Below are 22895 nucleotides of genomic sequence, written 5' to 3'. Positions count from 1 at the left end.
TGGGGGGTTTTTTTTTTGTTCCCCCTTAACTTTTCCCCCACCCCCCTCCGCGGGGGGCGCGCCCCCCCCCGGCTCGCGCCCCCCCGGGGGGGGGGGCCCCCGCTCCCACGTCGCTTTGCCTGGAGGATGCACGGTGTCGACTCAACCGACTGGACGGCCCGAAGATCAACGCCCCCATTCGTTACCGCGCGCGATGAAATGATACAAGGCGCCAGCAACCTAAAGTCGGAGGAAGCGCCCTCATGGATGATCCATGCGGATCAAAACCTGGCAGATCCTAAACGGGATAACGGGCCTAACCGGGATAACGAGTAAGGTTAGATCGACGCTCGCTTCGCCAGAACGGTCTAACCTTACTCGCTCGCCTCTATTGGCCTTGATCATCGTTCGGTCCAGCGGCTGGCCGTCCCTGCGTAGTCAGGGCTTCCAGCCCTGATTCTGTCAGGCCAGGATGGCCTGACTACAGTGGTCCCCGCTAGGATGAATATAATTTAAATCAATGGTTTATTTGTTTTCTGAGCGGGAATCGCTGGCCTGACGACGCATTCGGCGGCCGACTTGGGCGAAGGGATGATCGACGCCCCTCTATTCACTTGAATTTAGCAATAGCCTTTTCATGATCACGTTGCAGCTTTTCCGCCAATGATTTTCTTGAATGAAAGACTTCTACTGTATTAAACTCTGCGGTGTTAGGCCCTCTCTTAGGCGCAAATGATAAAATCGCATAATTGTTGTCGGTATCATTATCCGCCAAAATCAGATTTTCAGTTTCATGGCGCGCGGACACAAAGATTTCTTTTCTATACAAGGGGTCTGTTTTGCTTAGCGATCTTGATACCGCATTTATCCATTCGCCAGCACTTTCTAACGGCATCATTGTCCATGGATACCTGAATTGCAATATGATTTCATCTTCATTCGCTTTCATTCTCACAACCTGTGCTATTAAGTAACAATTCAATATTCATGCTTTCTATCTTTCAGTGAATATCAAAAAAACTTTCTTTGCCTAAGTGCTTCACGTATTGTCCCGTTAAAGCATCAAGCGAATCTGGGCCTCCAATATTTATCCAGTCATCAATTCGACCTAAATAGCAATATCTTTGCGCCACAAAAATTCTTTTTTCTTTATCTATTAAAACAAACTGCATATCAGGCGAATAATTCACAACATCATTGATTGTTTTTTTCGTAATTGCTGGAAAAGGAGAAATTCTGCTTAATATATTTTCTAGCGCATCAACATCCTGATCAGGAGTATATATTTGAATCACATTTTTCCTGACATCAATTTTGTACGCCTTTAAAATTGAATACTTCCGCACGCCATCTTCTACAATAGCTATTTCTTCATCCAAAATGATTTTCTTTGGAATCTTCCGCAGAAAAACCTGGGCATTTGGATGTTCATATATTTCATATCCCCCAGGAATTGAAGTGCATAGAGACCCTTCATTTTTCATCGAAAAATAACACCTTTCTTTTCCTGTCTTAGTCTTGCCTCTATGCAAATAATAAACCATCCCTTTTGAATTTGTGTATTTCACAGACAAGTGGCCCTTCCTCATTTATTGAATTCTCACAGGCGAGCAGTCAGAGTGTCGGTCCGGTGAGATAGACGGATTCTGCCTAGCTCGGTTGGCGGTTGTTGGGGGGCCAGCCCTCAGCATGCACAATCCGGATACCCTAAGCGCCGCAAAGGGACGCTAGCAGATGGCGGGCGCGCACACAACGCCGAACGAAGCTACCTAGCGGTTCTGGTATAACTTCGTTGATCGCCCATGGCAATCGAGCCTCAAAGAATCCGCGCTGCCCTGATATGTGCGGCACGGGGAAGGGTATCTGGGCCTTGATCATCGTTTCCGCCGATCGCTTGTGCCTATCTGTAGTCAGGGCTTCTAGCCCTGAGATCGTCAGGCCAAGATGGCCTGACTACAGAGTCAGCTTTGCAGCCGGCCAAGACGATGATCAAGGCTGGTATCTGAAGGCGCATGCCGGCAAGCGTCTTACTGAACGCAGCGTTGACGACGTGACGGGGTATCTTGAGGCCGTTGACAGGATAGGCATAATCGAGGTCTGAGCAGTTCGTGCAGATCGTCGATGCACTCAGGAACCTCTTGATGGGCGCAAACGCAGTGGTTGTGGGCGAGGTCGACTGGCGTATTGGAGGGATTCGGCGCGATCTCTGTCGGACGAGCACCCGAAGATTATAGGGGAAGGATCTGCCAGTTCGTGGTCGGGCGGCGTAAAAGGGAACACATTCATTTATGTGCAAGAAGCCCGACTTCAGACTCGAATAGGGAGCGGCTTGATGTTCAGAGCCTCCCCCGCTGCGCCGAATAGGCCAAATGGACAATAAATCCTCTCCCCTTTTCATAACAAGTCGCCGCCCGGCTTCGCACTCGCTCAGCGGGCGTGGCTGAGCTTATCGTTAACGCAAAAAGAAGAAACACCGTGCCAGAAAAACTGAGTTCAATCGTAAAGAAGATGGCAACCAGCGTCCTTCGAAAAAAGGATGCTTCACCCAAAGCGATCGCGATCGCGCTGGAGATGACCCACGTTGCCTGGAATTTTGCAGATGAAGATTATATGGAAGAACCGGGTTATATTCACGGAGTCCGAGAAATAGAGGAATCGATGTCATCCCTAAAGGATGAATTTATTGAGGATGACGCAGAAAAACTTATAGAAAAACTCATAAAGCACAAGCGAGACAAATACCCGAAGGACAGGAGAACGATATTCTTGTGCGAGTACAAAGATGGGAACATTAAAGTCAACTCATTGTAATCGTTCTTTCGCCGAAACATCAGCGCCAACGAGCGGTTGAGGACGGACCCCGCAGACAGCGCGGCGCTCATTCTGCAACGCCGCACCAACGGGGCCGCCGGCTGCGATCATCCTTCGGCCCAACCGCGCGGTCGGTGGGAACGGCGCCGCGACGGGCGCGTGATCGCGGCGGGGCGCCGCTCCCACCTCGCTTTGCTTGCACGCTGCGCGGTGACTAGGCAACCGGCTGGGCGGCCCCATGATCAACGCCGAAGTTGACTGCTTTGTGTAGGCGATTTCTGTCGAAGCTCATCCCCGCGGACTTGTCTCGACGCCCGTCTTCCATGTCGCACCAGCGGTCACATCGCTGGGCTATGCTGCCGTCGGTGCTCCTTGAAGTTAAACCTGGATCCGGCCGTCTGGCTGCATGACATTTTCCGACAATCACCTTAGATTCTGGGGTCGACGCTGCGAATCGCTCGCTACGCCCGCCACGCACCAAGCCGCTTCATACAGATCTGGCCCATGACCGCCGCCCGCTCTGGCGTGTCGGCCTCTGTATAGGCCCGTAGCTCCGGGGCGTTCCCCGAGGGCCGCAGATGCGCAATCTCGCCGCTCTCGAAGGTAATCCGTAAACCGTCGGTGTGGTCAATGGATGCGACGGGCCCGAAATCCGCAGCCAGGAAGTCCTCGATCGCGACCTTGTCTGCGGCGAAGTCGCCGCTGTTGAGCGCGGCGAGGCGCGCTTGGCTGATTTGGGTGGGAAACTCCTTCAAACGATCGCTGTAGGTATAGCGACGCGGCAGATCCCCTGCCAGTTCGGAGACGGGCTTGCCCTTTTGCACGGATTCCAGAAGGATGCTGACAGCAACGATAACCGCGTCGCGTGTCGGCAAGGCCGTCAGGCGTCGGCCGTCGCGCTCGATGTCAGTTCCGAGCAAGAAGCCGCCATTGGCCTCATAGCCGACAACAGGGGCCAAGCCCTGGTCCATCAACGCCTGCATTCCCTGGATGACGAAGGGCGAGCCAATCCGGGTGCGCTCAACGGCCTGGAAGCAACCGCACTTCTCGACCGCTGTATTGCTGCTCACCGGCGTCACCACACCTCGGGCACCGAGCTGACGGGCACAGAGCACGCCGGCGATATCACCCCTCAGCCAGACCCCGAACTCATCGCCGACGAGCGGGCGGTCCCCGTCACCGTCCGCCGAAACCAAGGCATCGAATGCTCCATCTGTCGCCCACTCCCTGGCCAGCGCGACGTCCTGCGGACGAACGGCCTCGGTATCGACAGGGATGAAGACATCGGAACGCGCCAGTCGTGTCACCGCCGCGCCAAGGCCAGCAAGCACGTCAACATAAGCCTCGCGGGCGACACTCGAGTGCTCGTAGACACCAACCCTCAGGCCCTTCAGGCAGCCTTGGGGAAAGAAGTCGAGATAGCGGCTCACATAGTCCTCGTAGGGACGCGCGTCAGCAGCAGGTAAGGCTTGAGCCTGATCCGCGACGAAACGTCCCGCGGCATCGAAGACACCCGGGGGCTCGGCCACCTCTTGGGCACGGATGCCCTCTTCGTCGTGCTTGAGAATCTCCCCGGTCGGCAAATTGAACTTGATCCCATTGCGATCGTCCGGAATATGGCTGCCAGTAACCATGAGTGTCGGCATCCGATGGGCGATGCCGAAGGCGGCCAGCGCGGGGCTTGGAATGAATCCGCAGTTCAGCGGCCGAAAACCCATGTCGAGCACGGCTCGGGCACAAGCGGTCATGATGCGCGGCGAACTCGGGCGCAGATCGCCAGCGATGCCGACCCCGTCCCCCTCGGACATGGCGCCGATATCGCGCAGGTAGCCGAGAAAACCGAGCGTGTAGGCATAGCAGACCCAATCCGTCATCGCATCCGCCAAGCCACGCGCACCACTGGTGCCGAATTTGACACCGCTTTCTGCCATCAAGTCTCCAATTTGCATCTTTATCCTCTGTACTGCGGCTGCGCCTAAGAAGGCGCTCATCAATTGTTTGCCGATGTGAGCGATCCCGTCCGAAATTGCCCCTGGCCCCCTTTGCCAAAGGGGGGAAGTTGTTGATGGTCACTTTCTAAGTGGAAGCTGTCCGGCCTAGAATCCTTAAAATCCTTAAGGGCGCAAAATGCTTGCAGATGAGTCAAATTTCGATGAAGCGTCCGACCATACAAGGCCGTCGGGATCGGGATCGGGATCGGGATCGGGATCGGGATCGGGATCGAACCGACGATAGCGATCCCGATGGCATGAGTCGTCGGTCTGAGGCGGAGCCTCACTAGGAGCCTGTCCGACTTAGGATGAATCGGCTGCGGAATCGGGAGAACGGTCCCTTTCGCCCCGCTTTTTCGTTACATAGAACCACTATGCGCCTCAAAACCGGAACGAAATGGCCTCGCTCTCCCACTTCCTCGCTTCGATCCCCCCAAGTCGGACAGGCTCCTAGGATTCTAGCCCAACTCGACCTATCTCCGACCTCGATCGTCCTTTGATCCAAGTGCATGACCGGCTGGAGCGGCGCCCCGCCGTGACGGTCGCGCGATCGCGGCGAGGCGCCGCTCCCACCTCGCTTTGGCTGAAGGACGCAGGCTGTCGACTCAAGGGACTGGACGGTCCCATGATCAACGCTCTATCTCCTAACTCGGCCTATCTCCTAACTCGGCCTATTTCCCAACTGAGCCGATCTCTGGACGATGACCGGCTCGGGAGCGAGGATCGCCGTACGGGTGGGCGCGGGAGAAGCTTCGGCTGTAAACTCTGGTGCGCAGTCAGGACCCGAACGCAACGATCGGCTCGACGACCCTTCACAAGCGCAGGCGCCAACCCTATCTAGAAGCGGCGATCGGAACCGCAGAGGCGCACGAGACGCTTAGAAAAACAAAGGTTTGTTTCGCGCGGGCACTTCCCCAAGGGGGTTCACCGCCCGTCCAACACACTGCCATGCTTTGTAGGCTTCAGGCGCTTTGCGGTTCAACTGGTGCGCTGAAGCTAAACCCGATGTTCTGAAGCTAAATCCTTAGCACAATAACGAGGAGTGACGATGTCCAGAAACCTAACCATTCGCACGCTCGCGTCGGCGTCCGTGGTCGCCTTCACAATGGCTTGCCCGGCCTGGATGAGCGCCGCCGCAGCCGAAGAAGCGCCCGCAACACCGCCCGAAGCGCCCAATGCGGTGGCAGCCCAGCCGCAGGAGCGAGCACCGGCCCCCTCCGGCGCCGCAGTCGCACGCGCCAAGGCCGAAGAGCGCCGAGCCGCCATGGACGCGGCGCGTGAGAAACGCTATGCGGATCTACGCGCCAGCGCCGCTGAACTCGGCGTTGACCTACCGGAGACACCGCCGTGGAAAGCCGCCGAGGCCAGAATGCCGGATGTTCCGACCCCTCCGGAGATGCCGAGCAGATACCAGCGGCCAACGCCGGAAGAGCGTGACGCCATGCGCAAGCGGCGAGAGGAAATGCGCGAGGAGCACTGGAATCGCATGCGCGCAGATGCCGCCCAGCGCGGCAGAAGCGGACCACAGACGACACCTTGGGAGGACATGGAAGCACGGCGCGAGGAGATGGCCGCACGCATCGAGCAGTATCGCGAGACAATCGAGAAAATGACGGAGGAGCAGCGCGAGGCCGCACGCGCCGTCTTCGGACAAATGCCCAGGATGCCACAACGACCGATGGGCCCGAGCGGCTACGGCGCTCCACAATGGGGTAGCCACTGTCCGACCGGCGGCTACGAATGCGGGTGCAACCACCCTCGCCGCCCCATGATGCCTGGCTACCCTGAGGCTCCAAGCTATGACCAGGGACCGCCACCGCCGCCCGCTAGACAGCAAGGCAACTAGCGTCGCCTAGGCGGATCACCGAGGCCGGGGCTCACCGGCCTTCGCCCCCCCGAGAAAGGCGCCATGCTGAAACTCCGCGAACGGCGGAGCACCATTGGCCGGCACCGTCGCGATACCTGGGGTGGAGCATCACCTCGACGCTGGACGGACGTGCCCATCCTGCAAAGCGCTGAGCTGGAATGGTGGGCACGCCCCTCGACCCTCGACACTCCAAACGAAGCTCATCGCGCGGGCTTTGCCCATCCGGGAGCGGAACTGCCGGCATGTTGTTTCCCGGAAATCACTTTACGAGTGCCCATCGATTGTTTCCCGATACGAGCGATTCCGCCCGAAATCCCCCACAGCCCCCTTTGCGAAAGGGGGGAAGTTTGGGTTTGGTTTTTTCATGGGATTGAATCAGCCGGCTTGCACGATAGCTTGTCCACCCACAGACGACAGGCCCAAAGGATGATCGACGCCCGGCAACGACATGGATAAAGAACGACAAGGGTCCTAGTCGTTGGCAGCTGCCATGTGTTCGATCTGAACCCGCAGCGGCTTGATGGTGTCGAGGTGCAGGTCGCGTTGCGGGAAGGCGATGCTGATGCCGGCGGCATTGAACTTGTCGTTGATGGCTTCGTTCAAGGCGCTGATGGTGCTGACGCGCTGATCGATGGAACCGACGAAGCAGCGCAGCAACAGGCCGAGCGCGTTATCGCCGAAGGTCTCGAAGATCACCGAGGGGGAAGGCTCATCGAGCACGTTGGGATTCTCCCTGGCCGCCTCCGCCAGCAGTTCCATGGCCTGGCGCACCGGTGCTCCGTAAGCGATGCCGATGGCAAGCACCAGCCGCGTGGTCTGGTCCGACAGCGACCAATTGAGCAGCCGTCCGGTGATGAATTCCTTGTTCGGTACCAGCAGTTCCTTGCCGTCCCAGTTGCGGATGGTGGTGGCGCGGATCTTGATCTTGGTGACTACGCCGTCGGTGTCGCCAACGGTGACGGCGTCGCCGACGCGGATCGGTCGCTCGAACAGGATGATCAAGCCGCTGATGAAGTTGGCGACGATCTCCTGCAGGCCGAAGCCGATGCCGACGCTGAGCGCGGCCACCAGCCATTGCACTTGTGACCAGCGTGCGCCCAGGGTACTGAGCACCAGCAATAGACCCACCGCAATCACGGCATAGGTCGTCAAGGTGGTCACGGTGTAGCGGCCGGCAGCCGTCGTCTGAAAACGTTGCAGTAGCAAGATCTCCAGCAGGGCAGGCAGCCGATCCGCCAGCACCCAGGTGCCGACGCCGTAGAGCAGCGCCAGCCCGAGGCTCGCTAGGGTGATGGGCAGGCGTTGCTCCGAGCCATCGACAGTGACAGTTCCATACCACAAGACGATATCGTCGAAGGTGCGCAGCGCCGGCAGGGCGCTGGACCAGATGAGGTAAAGTCCGACGATGGCCGTGGTGATCATGAGGATACGGATCAGCCCGCGCGTCTCGTCACTCAGGGCCGTAATATCGATCTCTGGTGCCTCGAAATGCAGATCGGCCATCTCCCCCGCCACGTCCTGCTCTTCCGCTTCCTCTTGTTCTGCGCGTCGGCGTTCCATGGCGGCATCAAAGGCGAGGCGGCGCCTGGTCACCTGCAGCCAACGCAGGGCCAGCGCGTTGCCGAGCAGCAGCGAAAGCATGAACCAAAGCGTGAATAAGTACATATCGGCATAGGCCGTGGCTGTGAAGACATAGCCGCTCAAGGCGAGGCCGACCAACGCCAAGGGCGAACCCACGACCAGCGGATACCAAAGCCAATAGGTGCGAGCCAAGACCGGGTACTCACCACCAGCGCGCAGCTGAGTGAGCACGCCATGCTGAGGACGGAAGACGCGGTGGAGAAACCAGGACAGCGGAACAAAGCCCAGCACGAGACCGAGCTTGGCCAGGGTGCCGCCGTTATCGGCTGGGTAGAGGTTGATCGCAAGATCGACCGTCAGCACCGCGCAAGCGAGCGGCCAGATGAGCAGACTGATCTGGGTTCGCAGCAGCTTTAGGTTACGCTCCGGCCAGCGGAAATGCGCCGCCGCCAACCCCTGCGGCAGGCAGATGGCGCGCAGGCCGAGCAGAATGGCGAGATAGAGGGCGAGCCACATCAAAGCCTCGCTGATGGCGAGGGACAGCACTGTTGCGCCGTCCGCGGTCTGCAGAGACCAGCCAACCGCCATCAACAGCACGGGCAGCGGTGCCGCGACGAGCAGGGTCAGGGCCAACACCCGCCCGCTATGGCCCATGCGGTCGGTGGTGGGCTTGCCGACGCGGGGTGCGATCGATTGAATGGCGGCGATCATCGCTCGGCGTCGCCACAGCAGGGCGACTGTGCCGATGACGGCAAGCCAGAAGGCAGGGCTGCCTGAGAGTTGCCGGTACATCAGGTGCGGCAAACCGGGCAGATCCGCTGCCATGAGCCGGGCGCTGAGTTCGCCCGGCAGCGCGCGGATGTCTTCAAGGCGGATGGGTTTGGCGTTACGCAACCAGGGTAGGTGCTCGTCTAGATAGGCGTCATACTCGGCGGCGGTCGCGAGCAACGCCTGCTCGGCCCGATCGAGTTCCCGCAGCTTGCCGAGGTAGAGGCGATTCGTCTCCAAGGCGTTGTTGAGCTGTTCCTGGCGCTGTTGCACCAGTTCCAGCAGCTTCGCCTTCTGCGGCTCGGTCCAGGTCGCGGGCTCGGGTGATACCGAGGCATCGCCCTGTTGCTCGCGCGTGAGCCGCTCGATAGCGGTATCCGTATCGGCGAGGCGTCGCGCCTCGGCGCGATACTCCAAGCGGTGCACATTGAGGTCGGCGATCTCCGCTTGGCGCACTTCGGCCTTTTGAGCAAAGCCTCTTGGGTCGGGCAGGGTCTTGAGCTGCTGCGACAAGATTCGGCCCAGCGTGTCGTTCACCTCGCCAGACTCCAGGGTTTCACGGGCATCCTTGTAATCAGCGTCGATCTGCTCCATCAGCTCATCGAGGTTCTGCCGCACCAGATCCTGGGCCTGAAGCCGCTTCGTCATCTCGTTGACGTCCCGCGACAGGGCCGCGTTTTGCGCGGACAACTCGACCAGCACCGGATGCATCCCCGCGATCTCGCGCTGCGTCTGCTCGGCTTCCGTCGTCGCTTGCTCGGCTGCCTGCCGGCGTTTGCGGTCGGCGAGTTGACTGAGCAGCTCGATGCGCTCCCCGATCAAGTCGCTGCTGGCACCTTCCTTATCGAGCTTTGCCTCCAATAGCTGTGTGCGCAGCGGGAGGGTCGACAATTCCTGCTCGAGCATGGTGGTCTCGGTGCTCAGCGCCACGTAGCGCGTCTCCAGCGCCCACTTTTCGGCCTGCGCGAACAGGGGGCTGGTGTCATCCGCGGCCGGCATCTGAAGCTGTGCCGAAGCCTCTTCGCGCTGTTGCGTCGTCTCGGCGAGACGCTGGCTGATGGCCGTCGGGCGTTGCTCGAAGATCGCCAGACGCGACTCGATGTCGACGCGTCGCGCATCGGTTGCGGCTAGGTCCGCCTGCTCCTTCTGCAAGCGTTGCTCAAGCTCCGGAAGCGGGGTGTCGGCGTCCGCATCTAAGCCATCCCTTGGATCGGCCGGGGCGGCGTCTGGCGCAAGCGCCGCGCGGATGGCCTGGATCTGAGCCGGTGCGCCTTCGGCGCTACGTTGGAACCGCGCCGCCGATGCCGCGTTGTCCCTTGCCGTCTGCACATTGCTCAACGCCTTGCGGTACAGCTCGATAAGCTGGGTCTTGGCCTCGTCGGTGATGTCGGTCGCCGCTTCCGCTTCGGCGATCTTCGACTCGAGCGCCTCAGAGGTGACCAACCATCCCGGCAGCGTGCGATCGGCCTCCTGAGCAGAGGCGCACGAGAACCAGACGGCCCACAACAAGCAGGCGATGACAACAGGAACAAGGGTTCGCATCTTTCTCGCTCTTTTCTTTCCAGCGTGCTTCAAAATCGGATCAATGATTGGACACAACAGCGTCTTCCGCTTGCCCAGCGTCCTGACGCAGATACAGCGTCCGACTCGGGAAGGCGACGCTCAACCCATTGGCGTCGACGATGGCGCAACAGCGAAAGATCACGTCCTGCTTGACCTCGAGCCATCCTTCCCAGTCGATGGTCTTGGAGAAGCAGTAGATCAGGATGTCGATCGAGCTGTCGCCGAGGGCATCGAGATAGACCAGCAGCGTTCGCTTGATGCCGTGCGCATCCATTGCGTCCGAGATCTTCGCCAGTTGCTGCTTGGTGTAGTGGGTAGTGTCGGTGCTGCTGTCGGCGATGTCCTCATGGGCGATCAGCATGGCGCGAATGTCGTCGACGGTCTTCTTCACCTGCTGCATGTCGCTGCCGTATTCGAGCCCAAGCGTGAACTTGATGCGCCGACCCAGTTTGCACCGACTCCAGTTGCGCACGTCGATGCCGGCCACATAAGCGTTGGGTAGAAAGATCACCGCGTTGTCGAAGGTGCGGATCTTGGTGCTGCGCAGGCCGACATCAATCACCGTCCCCTCGCCGTTCGGCGTCACGATCCAATCGCCCTGCTGGAACATGTCATCGACGATGATGGAGATGCAGCCGAAGATGTTCGAGATGGTCTCCTTGGCCGCGAAGGCGACGGCCAGACCGCCGATGCCAAGCGACGCCAGCAGGGCGCGGATGTCGAAACCGAAGCGCTGCATCAAGTAGAGCACGGCAATCACGATCACCAGGAAGCGCGTCACGCTGGACAGGAAGTTGACCAACTCTCCGCGCAGGGTCGGATAGCGGCGAAGCAGATCGCTCGAATACAGCATCACGAAGTTGTCGATCAGGCGCAGCAGCGCCCAGACGATCAGCACGACATAGAGGCTTGCGAGCACGTCCAGCATGATCTCGTCGGATTCGCGCAAGAACAGGATCCGCGTCGCCTGTCCGATGGCGATCAGCACCAGCAGGACGCGCAGTGGACCGAGAAAGGACTGCCTGAGCAGGCGCAGAAAGCGCTCGGATTCGGATGGATCCTGTTGCGCGCTCCGCGCCCGTTGCGGCAATGCCCGTCGCAGAAGGCGCAGCAGTAAGGGCAGCAGAATCAGACCGACGCCGATCAACGCCAGGAACAACAGGGTGGCGGCGAACATCTGGCCAACGCTGACGAGATGGCCAAGGCTGTCGTCGCTGCCCGGCAGCAACCTGTCGTTGATGTCGGCGGCCCAGGGCTGCGCATCGATCATGCCGATCAGCGTGCTGATGCCGAGCCAACGAAACAGCCGGTTGCTGGTAGCCGCCCCATTGACGAAGCCGAACAGCGACTGCGCCACGGCGTCATAGACCTCCGCACGCTGGCTGTAGTCACGATAGGCGTCGATCAAGGCTTGCTCGGCGCTGCTGAGCGTGGTCGCCTTGCCGGCTTGCAAACGCTGCACGGCCCGCCCGAACGGAACCTGATTGAAAGTGGTTCGATGCGCGAAGCGGCTGAACGCTCGGCTGAAGTCCGCGGCTGGGGCGAATCGGATCCAGTCTCGCGCCACCGTCGTCAGTAGATCCGTAAAGCTCTGATCCAGGATCGCGCCGTTGAGGCGCAGAATCGTGGTCATTTCGGCGGTCGTATCCCCGCCGCGCCGGGCACTCGAGACGGCGTCGCGCAGACGCTGCAAGTCGTCTGCGGGAAGCTTTGGTGCAAAACCGTGACCGCCTTGCGACAGGATGGTCCGGGTGAGTTGCTCCAGCACAAGGACGCGCTGATGCGAAAGCCCGGCCCTGTCGATGGTAGCGGTGGTGGTGCTGATACGCTGGTCGAGGTTGGCGACCGCGAGCAGAAGTGGATGCGTGAACAGCGGTGCGTCGCCGAGGTTTTCCGCGCGGATGACCGGCGCATCGCCTGCCGGTAGGAGCGCTGGGAACGCCAGCAGCCCAACCAGCAGCGCTGCGATCACACTGAAACGCATGCCCTTTCTCGATTCAGTCATCGTCGCATGCGATCAGGTCCGATGCGTAACGCAGGGGTCGTCGCTCTCTGAGGCGATAGATCTCGCCTAGATTGTTTGAGGACGTCAAATGGTCCGCGGAGGTGTCAATTTTCTCGTTGTCGTTGTCGGCTGCCCAACTTGCGAGAACAGCGATCATGACTGGTCGGTCTGAGACGCTGTCTGGAAACTCGGGGCGACTGAGGTCGCCCCAGCGTCCATCGGGGCCTCTGCGATGATTTCCAGACAGCCTCTGAGAGGTTGTCTGAATATTGCAATCGCCCGAGCTGTAGGGGCGAATTCATTTGCCTTCCCGACAGTGCCAAGGGCGACCAAAAAAATCGCCCCGAGGCTTATCAGACAGCCACTGAGGCTTCGCCTCGCTAACAGTAGTAAACGCCTGCCGCGCAACGCCGCACTGTGCGACGCCCCACACCAGCAACGCTCACCGGCGTGAGTGGGCGCCCGACGATGGCTTCGGCCGTCGGGATGAAGCTGTGAACACCGGGAACTGAAAGCCGCTCACCGAGCTCGGATCCGCCAATGACGGCAAGCGCCGCGAGCAGCATGATGCCAAATCGTTTCGATGCCTTCATTTTGCGCCTCCTATCTGGAAGTGTTTAGGTAATTCATCCGCACCCTCAAGAGCCTTCAGGTCTACCTTCTTAGCACCGGACGGATTCTTGAAGCTGAAATCAGTCGCCGCGACTTCGTCATCAGTCTTCCAGTCCCTGACCTGAATGCTGTACTCCGGTTGACCGTCCATGGACTTCGAGCTAATGACGTACCTGCATGGATAGGGACGCTCCCCCTGAGCAATCCAGATCTGCCAGTCGACGTCCTTCTTGCGAAAAGCGAGGTAATCGCATTCGACGCCACCGATCACGCCACTGCCAAGATCCTTGACGTCGACGACATCTTCCATCAATGCCTCGTAAGGATCTGCCAATAATAGGTCCGCGGCAGGCAGCGGCCGGTTGTGTTTGCGCAGCTCATCGACCAGGTTGTCGACCGTGCCAGGGACGTCCTGCTGCGCATAGAGGTTCAAGTTCTTACCCAGCAAGGTCAGCGTCTTACCGTCAAAAGACATCTCGACATCCGCGAACCCGCTGGAGCGCGTGGCGAGGATCTTGTCGGGCCGATTGAGTGTGACCTGACCTGAACTCGCCAGCGCGAGGATCTGTTCGTCCTTGGTGACGACCTCAAGGATGGCGTCGTAGTCGAATAAGATGACCTGCTGCGCCGCCACGTAATCGGACATGGCTTTAAGCAAGCGCTTAGCATCTGCTTCATCCGCGCTTGCCGTGATGGAGGTCCCCAACATGGCCACTAAACATAGCGCCATGGCGGACAGGCCGCCTGCGGAAAGATTTACGAGCCTGCGTGGTTTTATCATTTCAATGTGCCTCTTCAGAGCAGAAATTCCCGGCATGGTGTCCGATTAACGCTGAGACGGAATAGAGACCTAAGTCGAGGGAACATTCGCCCCGACTCCCTTGATCGCGTTGCTCCCCCAGAGGCCACCGAGCAACACCCTCTGCCCGGCGGGGCAGGTAACGATCTTGGTCTCGTTGTCAGCCACCTCGTAGGGCCCCCAACCCAGGGCCATCACCAAGGAGACCTGGCATGGGCTGGAATCACAGTTGGCCGTATCTCCTGGCTTGACGGTGACCTGCATGACACCGCTCACTGGTCTGACTCCACTCACTGGTCTCCTGTCGATACGCAGCCGGCCAAGTCCAGCAGGACCAAGGCGCCAGCGGCTATGCCGCCGCGACGCCCGAGTGACTGAAGAGTAATGGTATCTACTTCAGTATTTTCAAACGGAAAGCTGAAATCCTCGGGACTTTCCCCGCGTTCGCTTTCTGTTTCGCCTGGACCCGCAGTGCGAAAGGGATCAGTGTCTCGATCCACTCGTTATCCGTCCCTTTGCCCCTCGGGTCACCGACCGAATACTCGGATCACTCCTCCATTGCTCGGATCACTCCTTATTGCTCGGATCACTCCTCCATTGTGATCGTCACGCCGCTGATGTTTCCGAGATTCAGATCCACCCCCTGGGTCCGTGAATGCAAGGTCATGATCACGCCGTTCTCGTTCTTCAACCGGGTGCCACCCATGCCGCCGCCGAGTGCCACGCTGGCATCCAGCTTGGTGTAGGTCCCCGGGAATTGCCCAACCTCTGAGAGATCGTAGACGTTGCCGGCGGCACTCATCTTGGAAATGCCGACGTTGGCGCCCGCGCTGAGACCGCTGAGCTTGAACGGGTATTCCTTGCCCTCAAAGGTCAAGGTCCCGTCGCCCCGGCTACCACCCAGAATCAGCCCGAATTGTTCTTCCTCGATGGAGACCGTGCCGACCGACTGCTTCGAATCCGCGGCGAAGGCCAGGCTACCACTGAGCAAGACGACGAGAAACGCGAAAAGACCGATGAATTGACGATGCTTACGGATCATTTAATTGTTACCTATTTGTCGCAGGGTTGATGATCCGGACTGGACCTGATTCGTCCATCCCGGGGTGCATGGTTGGCCCTTGCGAGACCAACGCGTCGAAGTTGAAAGATGGCTGCGTTCAGACATGGGTGGTGTTTCAAAATTGCGCATGATCATCATCAAGCATTGTTATTAGAAAGTCTTTTCGAGGCTGCGCACAAATTTGAGACACTACCCGAAATTCATCGTTTCCTTGGCATCTCCATGCCGGCTCCCGACTTGGCGCGCTCAAAATAGATGTCGTACTTCTGCTGCGCAACCGCCTGGTAGTAAACGCCCTTGAGAATATCCTTCTCCGGCTCGTAGCTGAGGTTGTAGGTGGAGCCGTTGTAGCCGCCGGCGCGCAGTTCCAGGAAGACCTTGATCGTCTGACCTTCCCGCGACGCCTCGGCCTTCGCGAACGGGAGTTGGCGGGGATTCGCGTAGGCAGCGTCGAGCCTGCCACTGCTGTCGACAGCGCGGATGGCGATCAGATAGCCGCCGTCGGGGCGTACCCATAGGCCCACTAAGCGGTCGAAACCAGAGTCGGATACGGCGGCAGGCGCCTCCGCCTCGACTGCGGGAGCTGCCCTATCCTGTGCGCTGGCATGCCCAGCGGAGACGCCGAGGACAAGCGCGAGTATCGATAGGGTTCGGAGAACGCACTTCTGCATGTCGATGTTTTCCAGAGTGTAAACGCCGGCCACTCCCTTTCGAAAGTGGCCCGCGCCTTTGCAGACCGGGTCAGCGATTCGCCTATTCGCGACCGGCTTCTTGATCTCCTCCGGCGAAAGTACCGGCCGATCAACCTTGATCGTCAGCTTGTTCAACTCCGCCGTGAGCGGGAAGGGCGGCAGGTAGTCCGCATCTTTCACGCCCGCGATGGTGTCGGAGCCAACGTCGAAGCTCTCGTCCCACTGCAGGATGATCGGGATGGTCTTCTCCATCTTGATGGTTTGCACCTCCTTGCCGTCGACCTTCAGCGTGCCGGTGCCCGAGCGGCCGATGCCGCTGAAATTGTTGAAGGCCATGGTTTCCGCGCCGAGGCCATCATAGGTGAAGGCGAACTCGATGCTGTGTTTGCCGGGTGCGAGGGCCTCCGGTCCTTCCCTAAAAGGTTCTTCAGAGAGCCTCTCAGGACTGTTTCTCGATCTCGCCCGGTCGCCAGGTCTTGTCGAACCAGGGTTCGAGCGGACCATAGAGGCGCAGGATCATGAACCAGCCCTTGCCGGGGATGGTCTGGACCCAGTTGCTTTCCTTGCCCTCGGGGGCCTTCGGGCCGAACCAGACGTCCACCGAGCCGTCCGCGTTGACCTGGAGATCCTTGTTCTGGCTGCTGACGCTCGGGGAGTGCTGGTCGGTTTGCAGCATCGAGCGGGTCTGGGTGTCGTAGACGATGACCGACCAGAAGTCCTTCACCGGGATGTTCGGCGGCAGGTGCAGCTTATAGGTCTTGTCGCCCTCGAAGGGATTGCCGTCCGCATCCAGGGCGGTCCAGGGATACTGGGAGCCCTTGCCGACCATCTTCTCCTCCATCGCGGGGGTGACCCCGGTGGCGAAGAAATAGAAGAAGGCCGCGCCGTCGAGGTTGGCAACGCCTGGGGCGACCTCGAATTTGTAGCCGCCGAAGAAGGGCAGACGCCACTGGCTGTCCGGATAGAAATAGGCATCCTTCTCGCGCATCTTGAACGCCAGGCTACGCGCGGTCGCCGCGCCGATATTCGCCGCGTCCTCCAAGATCGCCTTCATCCGCGCGTCGGGCGCGAAGGGCTTGCCTTTTTCGATGCCGATGGCGGCGAACAGACCAAGGGTGGTCGGGTCCGCGCCGCTGGCCGGCTCTTCCTGGATGACCTGGTTCAACAGCTCCCAGAAGCTGTCATCGCCAGGGAAGACGAAATTCGACGGGATACCCGAGGCGTTGGCGAACTTGATCGCCGGAGGATTCTGTTCGTCGCCGAGGCGATAGATCTTCAGGGTCTTCTTGACCAGATCGACGCCGGGCGTCGGCGAGCCGTCCACCAGGAACGAGCGGAACGGCATCCAGGTGCCATAGGTGCTTGGCCGCACGACGAAGTAGCCCTCCGGCACAGTGCCGTTGTAGCCAGGCGGCAGGATCAGGTACTTGCCGCCCTCGCCCTTGTCGGGCCCAGTGATGCCGACGTCGGCGACCCACTTGTACCAAAAATCGTCGATCAGCCCGAGGACCTTCGGCGGCACCTCGACAACCAAGGGGCCGTCATGGGTATCGAGCCAGATGAAGCTGTAGACGGTGTTGTCGTTCGCCGTCAGTTCGACGGTCTTGGCATCGACCAGATCTTCCCAGATGACGTCGGTCTGATTGACCGGACCGAATTCCTTCAGTGAAGCGCGCATGCTCGCCTGGTTGACGATGGGAATGCCGAGCAGGTAGGCCTGCAGCGCCCGGGAGCGATCCAGGTTGTCATAGATGGTGTCGATGCTGTCGGCCGACGGGACGCCGTCGCGCAGGCGCAGCGTGCCGATGGAGGTGTCGAGGGTGTCGGGCGTCGCGACGCCCGGCGCGATGGCTGTGGTCATCTTGTACCGAACCGTCGCGGGCGATGCCGAGGCTCCAGTGCCCATGACCAGCGTCTGGCCCGGCTCGATGAGGTCGGATGTGAGGCCGTTCGCCGCACGCAGCTCGGCGACGCTGACACCGAGGCGCTCGGCGATGGCCGCGAGGTCGTCGCCCTTGGCGACGGTGTAGATGGCGGTGACGCTGTCGTATTGGCCCTCGGCATGGTGGCGGCTGCCCTTGTCGCCGGCCTGAGCCGAACCGAGTCCGAGGATGAGAAACAGGGCCAGCGCGGCAGGCCCGAGTCGTCTTGTCAATCCGTCATGATTGGAATGGTGCATATGAATCTCATCATTTTGCGTGTGGATTGAATCATTGCGCCAGCGGCGAATGCGAGGCGGGAGAGCTTGGGTGTCACTCAGCGCTTGTAGACAATCCTCGGATGGGCAGAGCGCAGCGATACCCATCGAATGGCGTGCCGCTGCCATCCGGCAAGTGGAAAGATGGGCATCGCTCTCGCTCTGCCCATCCGGGTCGAACCCAGGCCAGATGGAATCGTTTCAAAACCTCACGGCCATGGGGTCCGCGGGCCGCTCCCCTTCGGAAGCGGCCCGCGCGTTTCACGACCGCCTGGGCTGGTCGCCTATTCGCGACCGGCCTCGACCTTCTTCAGGGCCGCCTCGAACTTCGCGATGTCCTCTGGCGACAACTGGGGACGGTCGACCTTGATCGTTAGCTTGTTGAGCTTGGCGGTCAAGGGGAACGGCGGCTGGTAGTCCGCGTCGTTCACGCCGGTGATGGTATCGGACCCGATGTCGAAGCTCTCGTCCCATTGCAGGATGATCGGGATCGTCTTTTCCATCCGCTTGGTCTCGACCACCTTGCCGTCCACCTTGAAGGTGGTGTCGGCCGGTCGGCCAATGCCCGAGAAGTTGTTGTACGCCATGGTGCCGACGCCGAGCCCGTCATACTTGGATTCGAACTCAATGGTGTGCTGGCCGGGCGTGAGCGCGTCCGGACCTTCCCACTTGACCCGCTCCAGATCGAGCAGGTTCCAGAGGAACACCGGCTTGCCCTCGAGCAGATACATGCCGAAGCCCGCGAAACGTCCGCCGGAGGTCACGATCATGCCCTCGGCACCGCCCTCGGGCACGGTGATGTCCGCCGTGATGCTGTAGGAGGTGTCGAGCAGATAAGGCGCGTCGCCCTGCGGCAGACCGGTCATGGGTTGCGTGTAAACGTACTCGTCGCGACCGGCGGTGAGGCTCGGACGCGCGGCGGCCACGCGGGCACCGACCGAGGCATCCAATGGCAAGACCTGATACTTCTTCGCCTCCTCCAGGAACATGGCACGCATTTCCTTGACCTTGTCCGGGTGCTGTGCGGCGATGTCCTCGGCCTGGTTCCAACTGGTGCTCAGGTCGTAGAGCTGGAACACCTGGTTGTTCAGTGGATCCGGATTGGCCGCGGAGAAGGCATCCCAGGGTGCGCGGTCGACCTTGGTGCTCAGCAGCCAGCCGTCGTGATAGAGCGCCCACTGGCCCATCATCTCGAAATACTGGGTGGTGTGCCGGGACGGTGCCTTGGCGTTTTCCGCGTCGAAGGTGTAGGCGTAGCTGGTGCCCTCCATCGGCTTCTGCTTGATGCCGTCCACATAGTCGGGCATGCCGATGCCGGTGACCTCGAGGATGGTGGGCGCATGGTCGATGACATGCATGAACTGCTCGCGCAGGCCGCCCTTGTCCTTGATGCGCGCCGGCCAGGAGATGACCATGTTCTGGTTGATGCCGCCGAGCCGGGAGGCGTTCTGCTTGAACCAGTCGAAGGGCGTGTCGAAGGCCCAGGACCAGCCGGCCGACATGTGGTTGTAGGCCAGTTCGGTGCCCCAGGCCTCGTAGAACTTCATCTGCACGTCCACCGGCGGCTTGACGCCATTGAAGAACGCCACCTCGCTGAAGGTGCCTTCCGGCCCGCCCTCGGCGCTGGTGCCGTTGTCGCCGTTCTGATAGATGATCAGCGTGTTGTCGAGCTTGCCAAGATCCTCGAAGTGCTGGATCACGCGGCCGATCTCATGATCGCTATAGGCGACGAAGGCGGCGAAGACCTCGGCCTGGCGGATGTAGAGCTTCTTCGCCTCGTCCGAGAGCTCGTCCCAGGGCGTCAGGAGGTCCTTCGGCCAGGGCGTCAATTCCTGATCCGGCGGGATGACGCCGAGCTTCTTCTGATTCTCGAAGATCCGCTCGCGCAGCTTCTCGTAGCCATCGTCGAAGAGGTGCATGGCGTGGATCTTGTCCACCCATTCCTTGGTCGGATGGTGCGGGGCATGCGAAGCACCGGGGCAGTAGTGGAGGAAGATGGGCTGGCTGGGATCGGTTTGGTTGATCCGGTCCATCCAGGCGATGGCGTCGTCGGCCATCGCGGTGATCAGATTCCAGTCGCTCTCCTTGCCGGTGACGGGCCAGATCGCCGCCTTGGGATCAGACCGATCCATCTTCAGGGTGCCCTCGTGGCCAATCCAGGGATAGATCTGCGTGGTGTTGCGGAAGAGGTTCGGCCCCCACTGGTTGGCGTCACCGCCGACGAAACCGTAGAAGTAGTCGAAGCCCATGCCGGTCGGCCACTGGTTGAAGGGCCCGGCCTGACTCGCTTCGTAGGTCGGCGTGTTGTGGTCCTTGCCGAACCAGGACGTCGCGTAGCCGTTGTCGCGCAGGATGCGCCCGATGGTCGCGTTGTCGGCGCCGATGACGCTGTTGTAGCCGGGGAAGCCGGTCGCCTGCTCGGCGATGACGCCGAAACCGACCGAGTGGTGGTTGCGCCCGGTGATCAGCGCCGCGCGCGTCGGCGAGCACAGCGAGGTGGAGAAGATGCGGTTGTAGCGCAGACCCGCGTTCGCGATGCGGTCCATCGACGGCGTCGGGATGACGCCACCGAAGGTGCTGGGTACGCCGAAGCCGGCGTCGTCGGTCAGGATGAGCAGGATATTGGGCGCACCCTTGGGCGGTACGATGCGCGGCGCCCACCATTGTTTGGATTGCAGCGCGTCGTCCTTGATCACGCCGCCGAAGGCCGGCTGGGGCGGGGGGAGTTGTTTGCCGCTGATGGTGGTGGTCGCGCTGGGCGACCCCAGGGTGCCGGTGACTTGGGGTGCGGAAGCTGAGCCGCCCGCCGCAGTGTCAGCGCCAATCACCAAGGTTTGGCCGACGTCGACAACGTCCGAGCCGAGCCTGTTGCCCTGTCTCAGTTCAGCGACCGTCACACCAAAGCGTTCGGCAATGGACAACAGATCATCACCCTTGACGACCTCATAGGCACCAGTGGCCGCATCGAATGCACCCTCGGCGTGATGGCGCGGCCCGGTATCGGCGGCCTGGGCCGCGCCGCAGGCAAGGCAAAGCAAGACGAACGCTGGGGCGTAAAGACGCCGCCAGACAGGTGGTGCCTGTTTCAGAAACGCGATTTTCATGTCGAGCGATCCTCTCCCGGTGGTCTGAAAGCCTGGATTGTGCCGCTTCCATCCGATTGCGCTTTGTCATTTCGCGACAGGCTGCCGGCCACGCTGCGATGTCAGCGCACCGGTGGGGATGCGCGCCAAGTGCCCGGCGTGACGCCGGACCAGCGCTTGAAGGCGCGCGTGAAGGCGGAGGCGTCGGCGTAGTCGAGTGACACGGCGATGTCGGTGCTAGACAGGTTGGTGTCGCGCAGTAACTGGCGGGCGACATCGTAACGGGCTTCCTCGATCAAGGCCTTGAAGCTCGTGCCGCGCGCCCTCAGCCGCCGATTCAGCGTGCGCCGATGCAGCGCGAACAGGCGTGCGGCATGGGCCAGCGAGGTGTCGCCAGGCGCGGCGCCCAGAATCAAGACCTGCCGCAGCACGCGGCGAAGGTGTGCGATCAGGTCTTCGGCCCACTGCGCATCAAAACACTCAATGGTCTGCAAGAGCTGTGCATGCAGCTGCGCATCAGCACCGTCGAGGGGATGCCGTAGCCAATTCACGTCGAACACCACGGCAGAATGTTCAGCGCCGAAGCTCAGCGGCGCGCGATAGCAGCGCTGGTAGGGCTCGACATCAGCGGGTCGAGGTCGGCTGAGACGGATTTCGAGCGGCCTAAACTCAGGGCCGCAGAGCTTCTTGATGATATTGTGGATGATTGCCACAGCGCCGTCATAGAACTGCTCGATGCCAGGAATCTCCGGTTGATGAATGACATAAGCCAAGATGGCCCGCTCCTGGGTAAGCCAGAGCGCGGGCACGGCGCCGCGGTCGTGCAGATGCAGGTAGAGAATGATTTCGTGCAAGGCGGCACCGACATCGGGTGCCTGGCTGGCAAGCTGTCCGATCAGTCCAAGCACCTCGATGCCGGCCTGTTCCCCGATCAGGTGCCCGAACCATGGGCAATCGCTGCGTTCGACACAGAGCGCAAGCAATCGGCCGATGGCGGCGAACGGGACTCGATGCTCCGGATCATCGAACCAGCCCGGGTCGAATCCGGCCTCAGTGATAATCGGCGCCGGATCCAAGCCAAATCTGGCGAGCAGGCTCGGGACGGGTAGGATGGGCGCCATGCGCAGCGATCCTTCACGCACCAACGGCGGATCACTCGATGTAAAGGAAATCGGAATCTGTGCTTTTTGCATGAGGAGAGCGCCCCGCGGGTGGCGTGATTTGCGCCAAATTCTGACATAGCGGCGGTGGAACAGTCCGGTAGAAGCGGCAAAGATTATTCGGATAAATCTGGGTGAGATAGAGTAAGCGACAAGAGCACCTCCCTGGAGTATTCGAGATGTGGAAAATTCTGGACGATTGACGACAACTCCCGGATTTCCAGAGGTGCCGCGCCCCAACCCGTCCGTTTGGCGCGAAATTGGTTATTCACGACTCCGGGTGATACAGCACGATTGGAACGTCGTTTTCAGAATTCCCCGATCCGCGAGAGGAGCGAGCCGTGATCTGCATGACTCGCCACCCGCATGAACATCACACGGATAAACTGCCTACACAATCAGCGTGGTGCCGCCGAACACCACGTCCAGGCTTCAGGGGCGAACGGCTTCCCGGGCTCTCTTCATAAACTCCGTTTATCACTCCTCCTTATCAATCCCTGAGAACAGAACATACAAGGGGCGACTTTAGTCGCCCTTGGCACTGGCGGGAGGGCGAATGAATTCGCCCCTACAGCTCGGGCGATTACAATATTCAGACAGCCTCTCAGGGCTAGAAGCCCTGACTACAGATAGGCACAAGCAATCGGCACCGGGTGGCCACGGGTGCTTACGCACCCGCGGCTCCCACAGATCCGGACGTGCGGGACTACCGCATCCGGCTCCT

15 protein-coding genes are annotated in these 22895 nt (G+C 60.4%); 2 read left to right on the top strand and 13 right to left on the bottom strand.

The features are described 5' to 3' along the window. Positions 1-589: 589 nt before the first annotated feature. Both G3480_RS18725 and G3480_RS18720 read right to left on the bottom strand, forming a co-directional pair. Positions 590-928: a hypothetical protein gene (locus G3480_RS18725; protein ID WP_164655410.1), complete on the bottom strand. Its 339-nt coding sequence runs from the start codon at positions 926-928 to the stop codon at positions 590-592. Between the two features lie 52 nt (positions 929-980). Then, positions 981-1553: a hypothetical protein gene (locus G3480_RS18720; RefSeq protein ID WP_164655409.1), complete on the bottom strand. Its 573-nt coding sequence runs from the start codon at positions 1551-1553 to the stop codon at positions 981-983. An 862-nt stretch (positions 1554-2415) separates the two neighbouring features. Between G3480_RS18720 and G3480_RS18715 the strand changes: the two genes are divergently transcribed. Continuing rightward, positions 2416-2790 carry a hypothetical protein gene (locus tag G3480_RS18715; protein WP_164655408.1) on the top strand — a complete coding sequence of 125 codons (375 nt, stop codon included), beginning with the start codon at positions 2416-2418 and terminating at the stop codon, positions 2788-2790. 461 nt (positions 2791-3251) lie between these two features. Here the strand turns inward: G3480_RS18715 and G3480_RS18710 are convergent, their stop codons facing one another. Continuing rightward, positions 3252-4739, bottom strand: a complete 1488-nt coding sequence (locus G3480_RS18710) for a phosphomannomutase (protein ID WP_164655407.1) — start codon at positions 4737-4739, stop codon at positions 3252-3254. 1090 nt (positions 4740-5829) lie between these two features. Here G3480_RS18710 and G3480_RS18705 point away from each other — a divergent pair. Beyond that, a complete protein-coding gene (locus tag G3480_RS18705) occupies positions 5830-6627 on the top strand; it encodes a hypothetical protein (protein WP_164655406.1) in 798 nt (265 codons plus the stop codon). 492 nt (positions 6628-7119) lie between these two features. On the opposite strand, the gene G3480_RS18700 is transcribed toward G3480_RS18705, so the two are convergent. The 10 genes from G3480_RS18700 to G3480_RS18650 all read right to left on the bottom strand — a co-directional run bounded on the left by G3480_RS18700 (position 7120) and on the right by G3480_RS18650 (position 22132). Further along, positions 7120-10539: a mechanosensitive ion channel domain-containing protein gene (locus tag G3480_RS18700; RefSeq protein ID WP_164655405.1), complete on the bottom strand. Its 3420-nt coding sequence runs from the start codon at positions 10537-10539 to the stop codon at positions 7120-7122. A 40-nt stretch (positions 10540-10579) separates the two neighbouring features. Further along, entirely contained in the window at positions 10580-12565 is a 1986-nt protein-coding gene (locus G3480_RS18695) for a mechanosensitive ion channel family protein (RefSeq protein WP_164655404.1), read from the bottom strand. 380 nt (positions 12566-12945) lie between these two features. Then, positions 12946-13158 carry a hypothetical protein gene (locus G3480_RS18690; RefSeq protein ID WP_164655403.1) on the bottom strand — a complete coding sequence of 71 codons (213 nt, stop codon included), beginning with the start codon at positions 13156-13158 and terminating at the stop codon, positions 12946-12948. After that, positions 13155-13958 (bottom strand): DUF2092 domain-containing protein, encoded by an 804-nt coding sequence (locus tag G3480_RS18685; protein WP_164655402.1) that lies wholly within the window; start codon positions 13956-13958, stop codon positions 13155-13157. Before G3480_RS18685 ends, G3480_RS18690 begins: the two co-directional genes overlap by 4 nt. A gap of 69 nt (positions 13959-14027) precedes the next feature. Then, positions 14028-14270 carry a hypothetical protein gene (locus G3480_RS18680; protein WP_164655401.1) on the bottom strand — a complete coding sequence of 81 codons (243 nt, stop codon included), beginning with the start codon at positions 14268-14270 and terminating at the stop codon, positions 14028-14030. A gap of 292 nt (positions 14271-14562) precedes the next feature. Then, positions 14563-15018: a DUF1134 domain-containing protein gene (locus G3480_RS18675; protein WP_164655400.1), complete on the bottom strand. Its 456-nt coding sequence runs from the start codon at positions 15016-15018 to the stop codon at positions 14563-14565. Positions 15019-15239: 221 nt separating this feature from the next. Next, positions 15240-16067 (bottom strand): hypothetical protein, encoded by an 828-nt coding sequence (locus G3480_RS27935; RefSeq protein WP_206171790.1) that lies wholly within the window; start codon positions 16065-16067, stop codon positions 15240-15242. A 103-nt stretch (positions 16068-16170) separates the two neighbouring features. Next, the gene (locus tag G3480_RS18660; RefSeq protein WP_164655399.1) at positions 16171-17910 is read right to left on the bottom strand and encodes a DUF1214 domain-containing protein; all 1740 of its coding nucleotides are present in this window, start codon (positions 17908-17910) and stop codon (positions 16171-16173) included. Between the two features lie 302 nt (positions 17911-18212). After that, entirely contained in the window at positions 18213-21032 is a 2820-nt protein-coding gene (locus tag G3480_RS18655; protein WP_164655398.1) for a sulfatase-like hydrolase/transferase, read from the bottom strand. Positions 21033-21133: 101 nt separating this feature from the next. Next, the gene (locus G3480_RS18650; RefSeq protein ID WP_164655397.1) at positions 21134-22132 is read right to left on the bottom strand and encodes an AraC family transcriptional regulator; all 999 of its coding nucleotides are present in this window, start codon (positions 22130-22132) and stop codon (positions 21134-21136) included. Positions 22133-22895 lie beyond the last annotated feature (763 nt).

It is taken from the genome of Thiorhodococcus mannitoliphagus (assembly GCF_010915725.1).
In the GTDB taxonomy this organism is placed as follows: Bacteria; Pseudomonadota; Gammaproteobacteria; order Chromatiales; family Chromatiaceae; genus Thiorhodococcus; species Thiorhodococcus mannitoliphagus.
This window is presented reverse-complemented; position numbering and strand designations above follow the sequence as displayed.

Excerpts from the sequence above, each read along its gene's own strand:
- G3480_RS18700 (WP_164655405.1), bottom strand. The coding sequence starts at position 10,539 with ATGCGAACCCTTGTTCCTGTTGTCATCGCCTGCTTGTTGTGGGCCGTC.
- G3480_RS18685 (WP_164655402.1), bottom strand. The coding sequence starts at position 13,958 with ATGATAAAACCACGCAGGCTCGTAAATCTTTCCGCAGGCGGCCTGTCC.
- G3480_RS18710 (WP_164655407.1), bottom strand. The coding sequence starts at position 4,739 with ATGCAAATTGGAGACTTGATGGCAGAAAGCGGTGTCAAATTCGGCACC.
- G3480_RS18660 (WP_164655399.1), bottom strand. The coding sequence starts at position 17,910 with ATGCACCATTCCAATCATGACGGATTGACAAGACGACTCGGGCCTGCC.
- G3480_RS27935 (WP_206171790.1), bottom strand. The coding sequence starts at position 16,067 with ATGGCCTTCAACAATTTCAGCGGCATCGGCCGCTCGGGCACCGGCACG.
- G3480_RS18675 (WP_164655400.1), bottom strand. The coding sequence starts at position 15,018 with ATGATCCGTAAGCATCGTCAATTCATCGGTCTTTTCGCGTTTCTCGTC.
- G3480_RS18705 (WP_164655406.1), top strand. The coding sequence starts at position 5,830 with ATGTCCAGAAACCTAACCATTCGCACGCTCGCGTCGGCGTCCGTGGTC.
- G3480_RS18655 (WP_164655398.1), bottom strand. The coding sequence starts at position 21,032 with ATGAAAATCGCGTTTCTGAAACAGGCACCACCTGTCTGGCGGCGTCTT.
- G3480_RS18725 (WP_164655410.1), bottom strand. The coding sequence starts at position 928 with ATGAAAGCGAATGAAGATGAAATCATATTGCAATTCAGGTATCCATGG.
- G3480_RS18650 (WP_164655397.1), bottom strand. The coding sequence starts at position 22,132 with ATGGCGCCCATCCTACCCGTCCCGAGCCTGCTCGCCAGATTTGGCTTG.
- G3480_RS18695 (WP_164655404.1), bottom strand. The coding sequence starts at position 12,565 with ATGACTGAATCGAGAAAGGGCATGCGTTTCAGTGTGATCGCAGCGCTG.
- G3480_RS18690 (WP_164655403.1), bottom strand. The coding sequence starts at position 13,158 with ATGAAGGCATCGAAACGATTTGGCATCATGCTGCTCGCGGCGCTTGCC.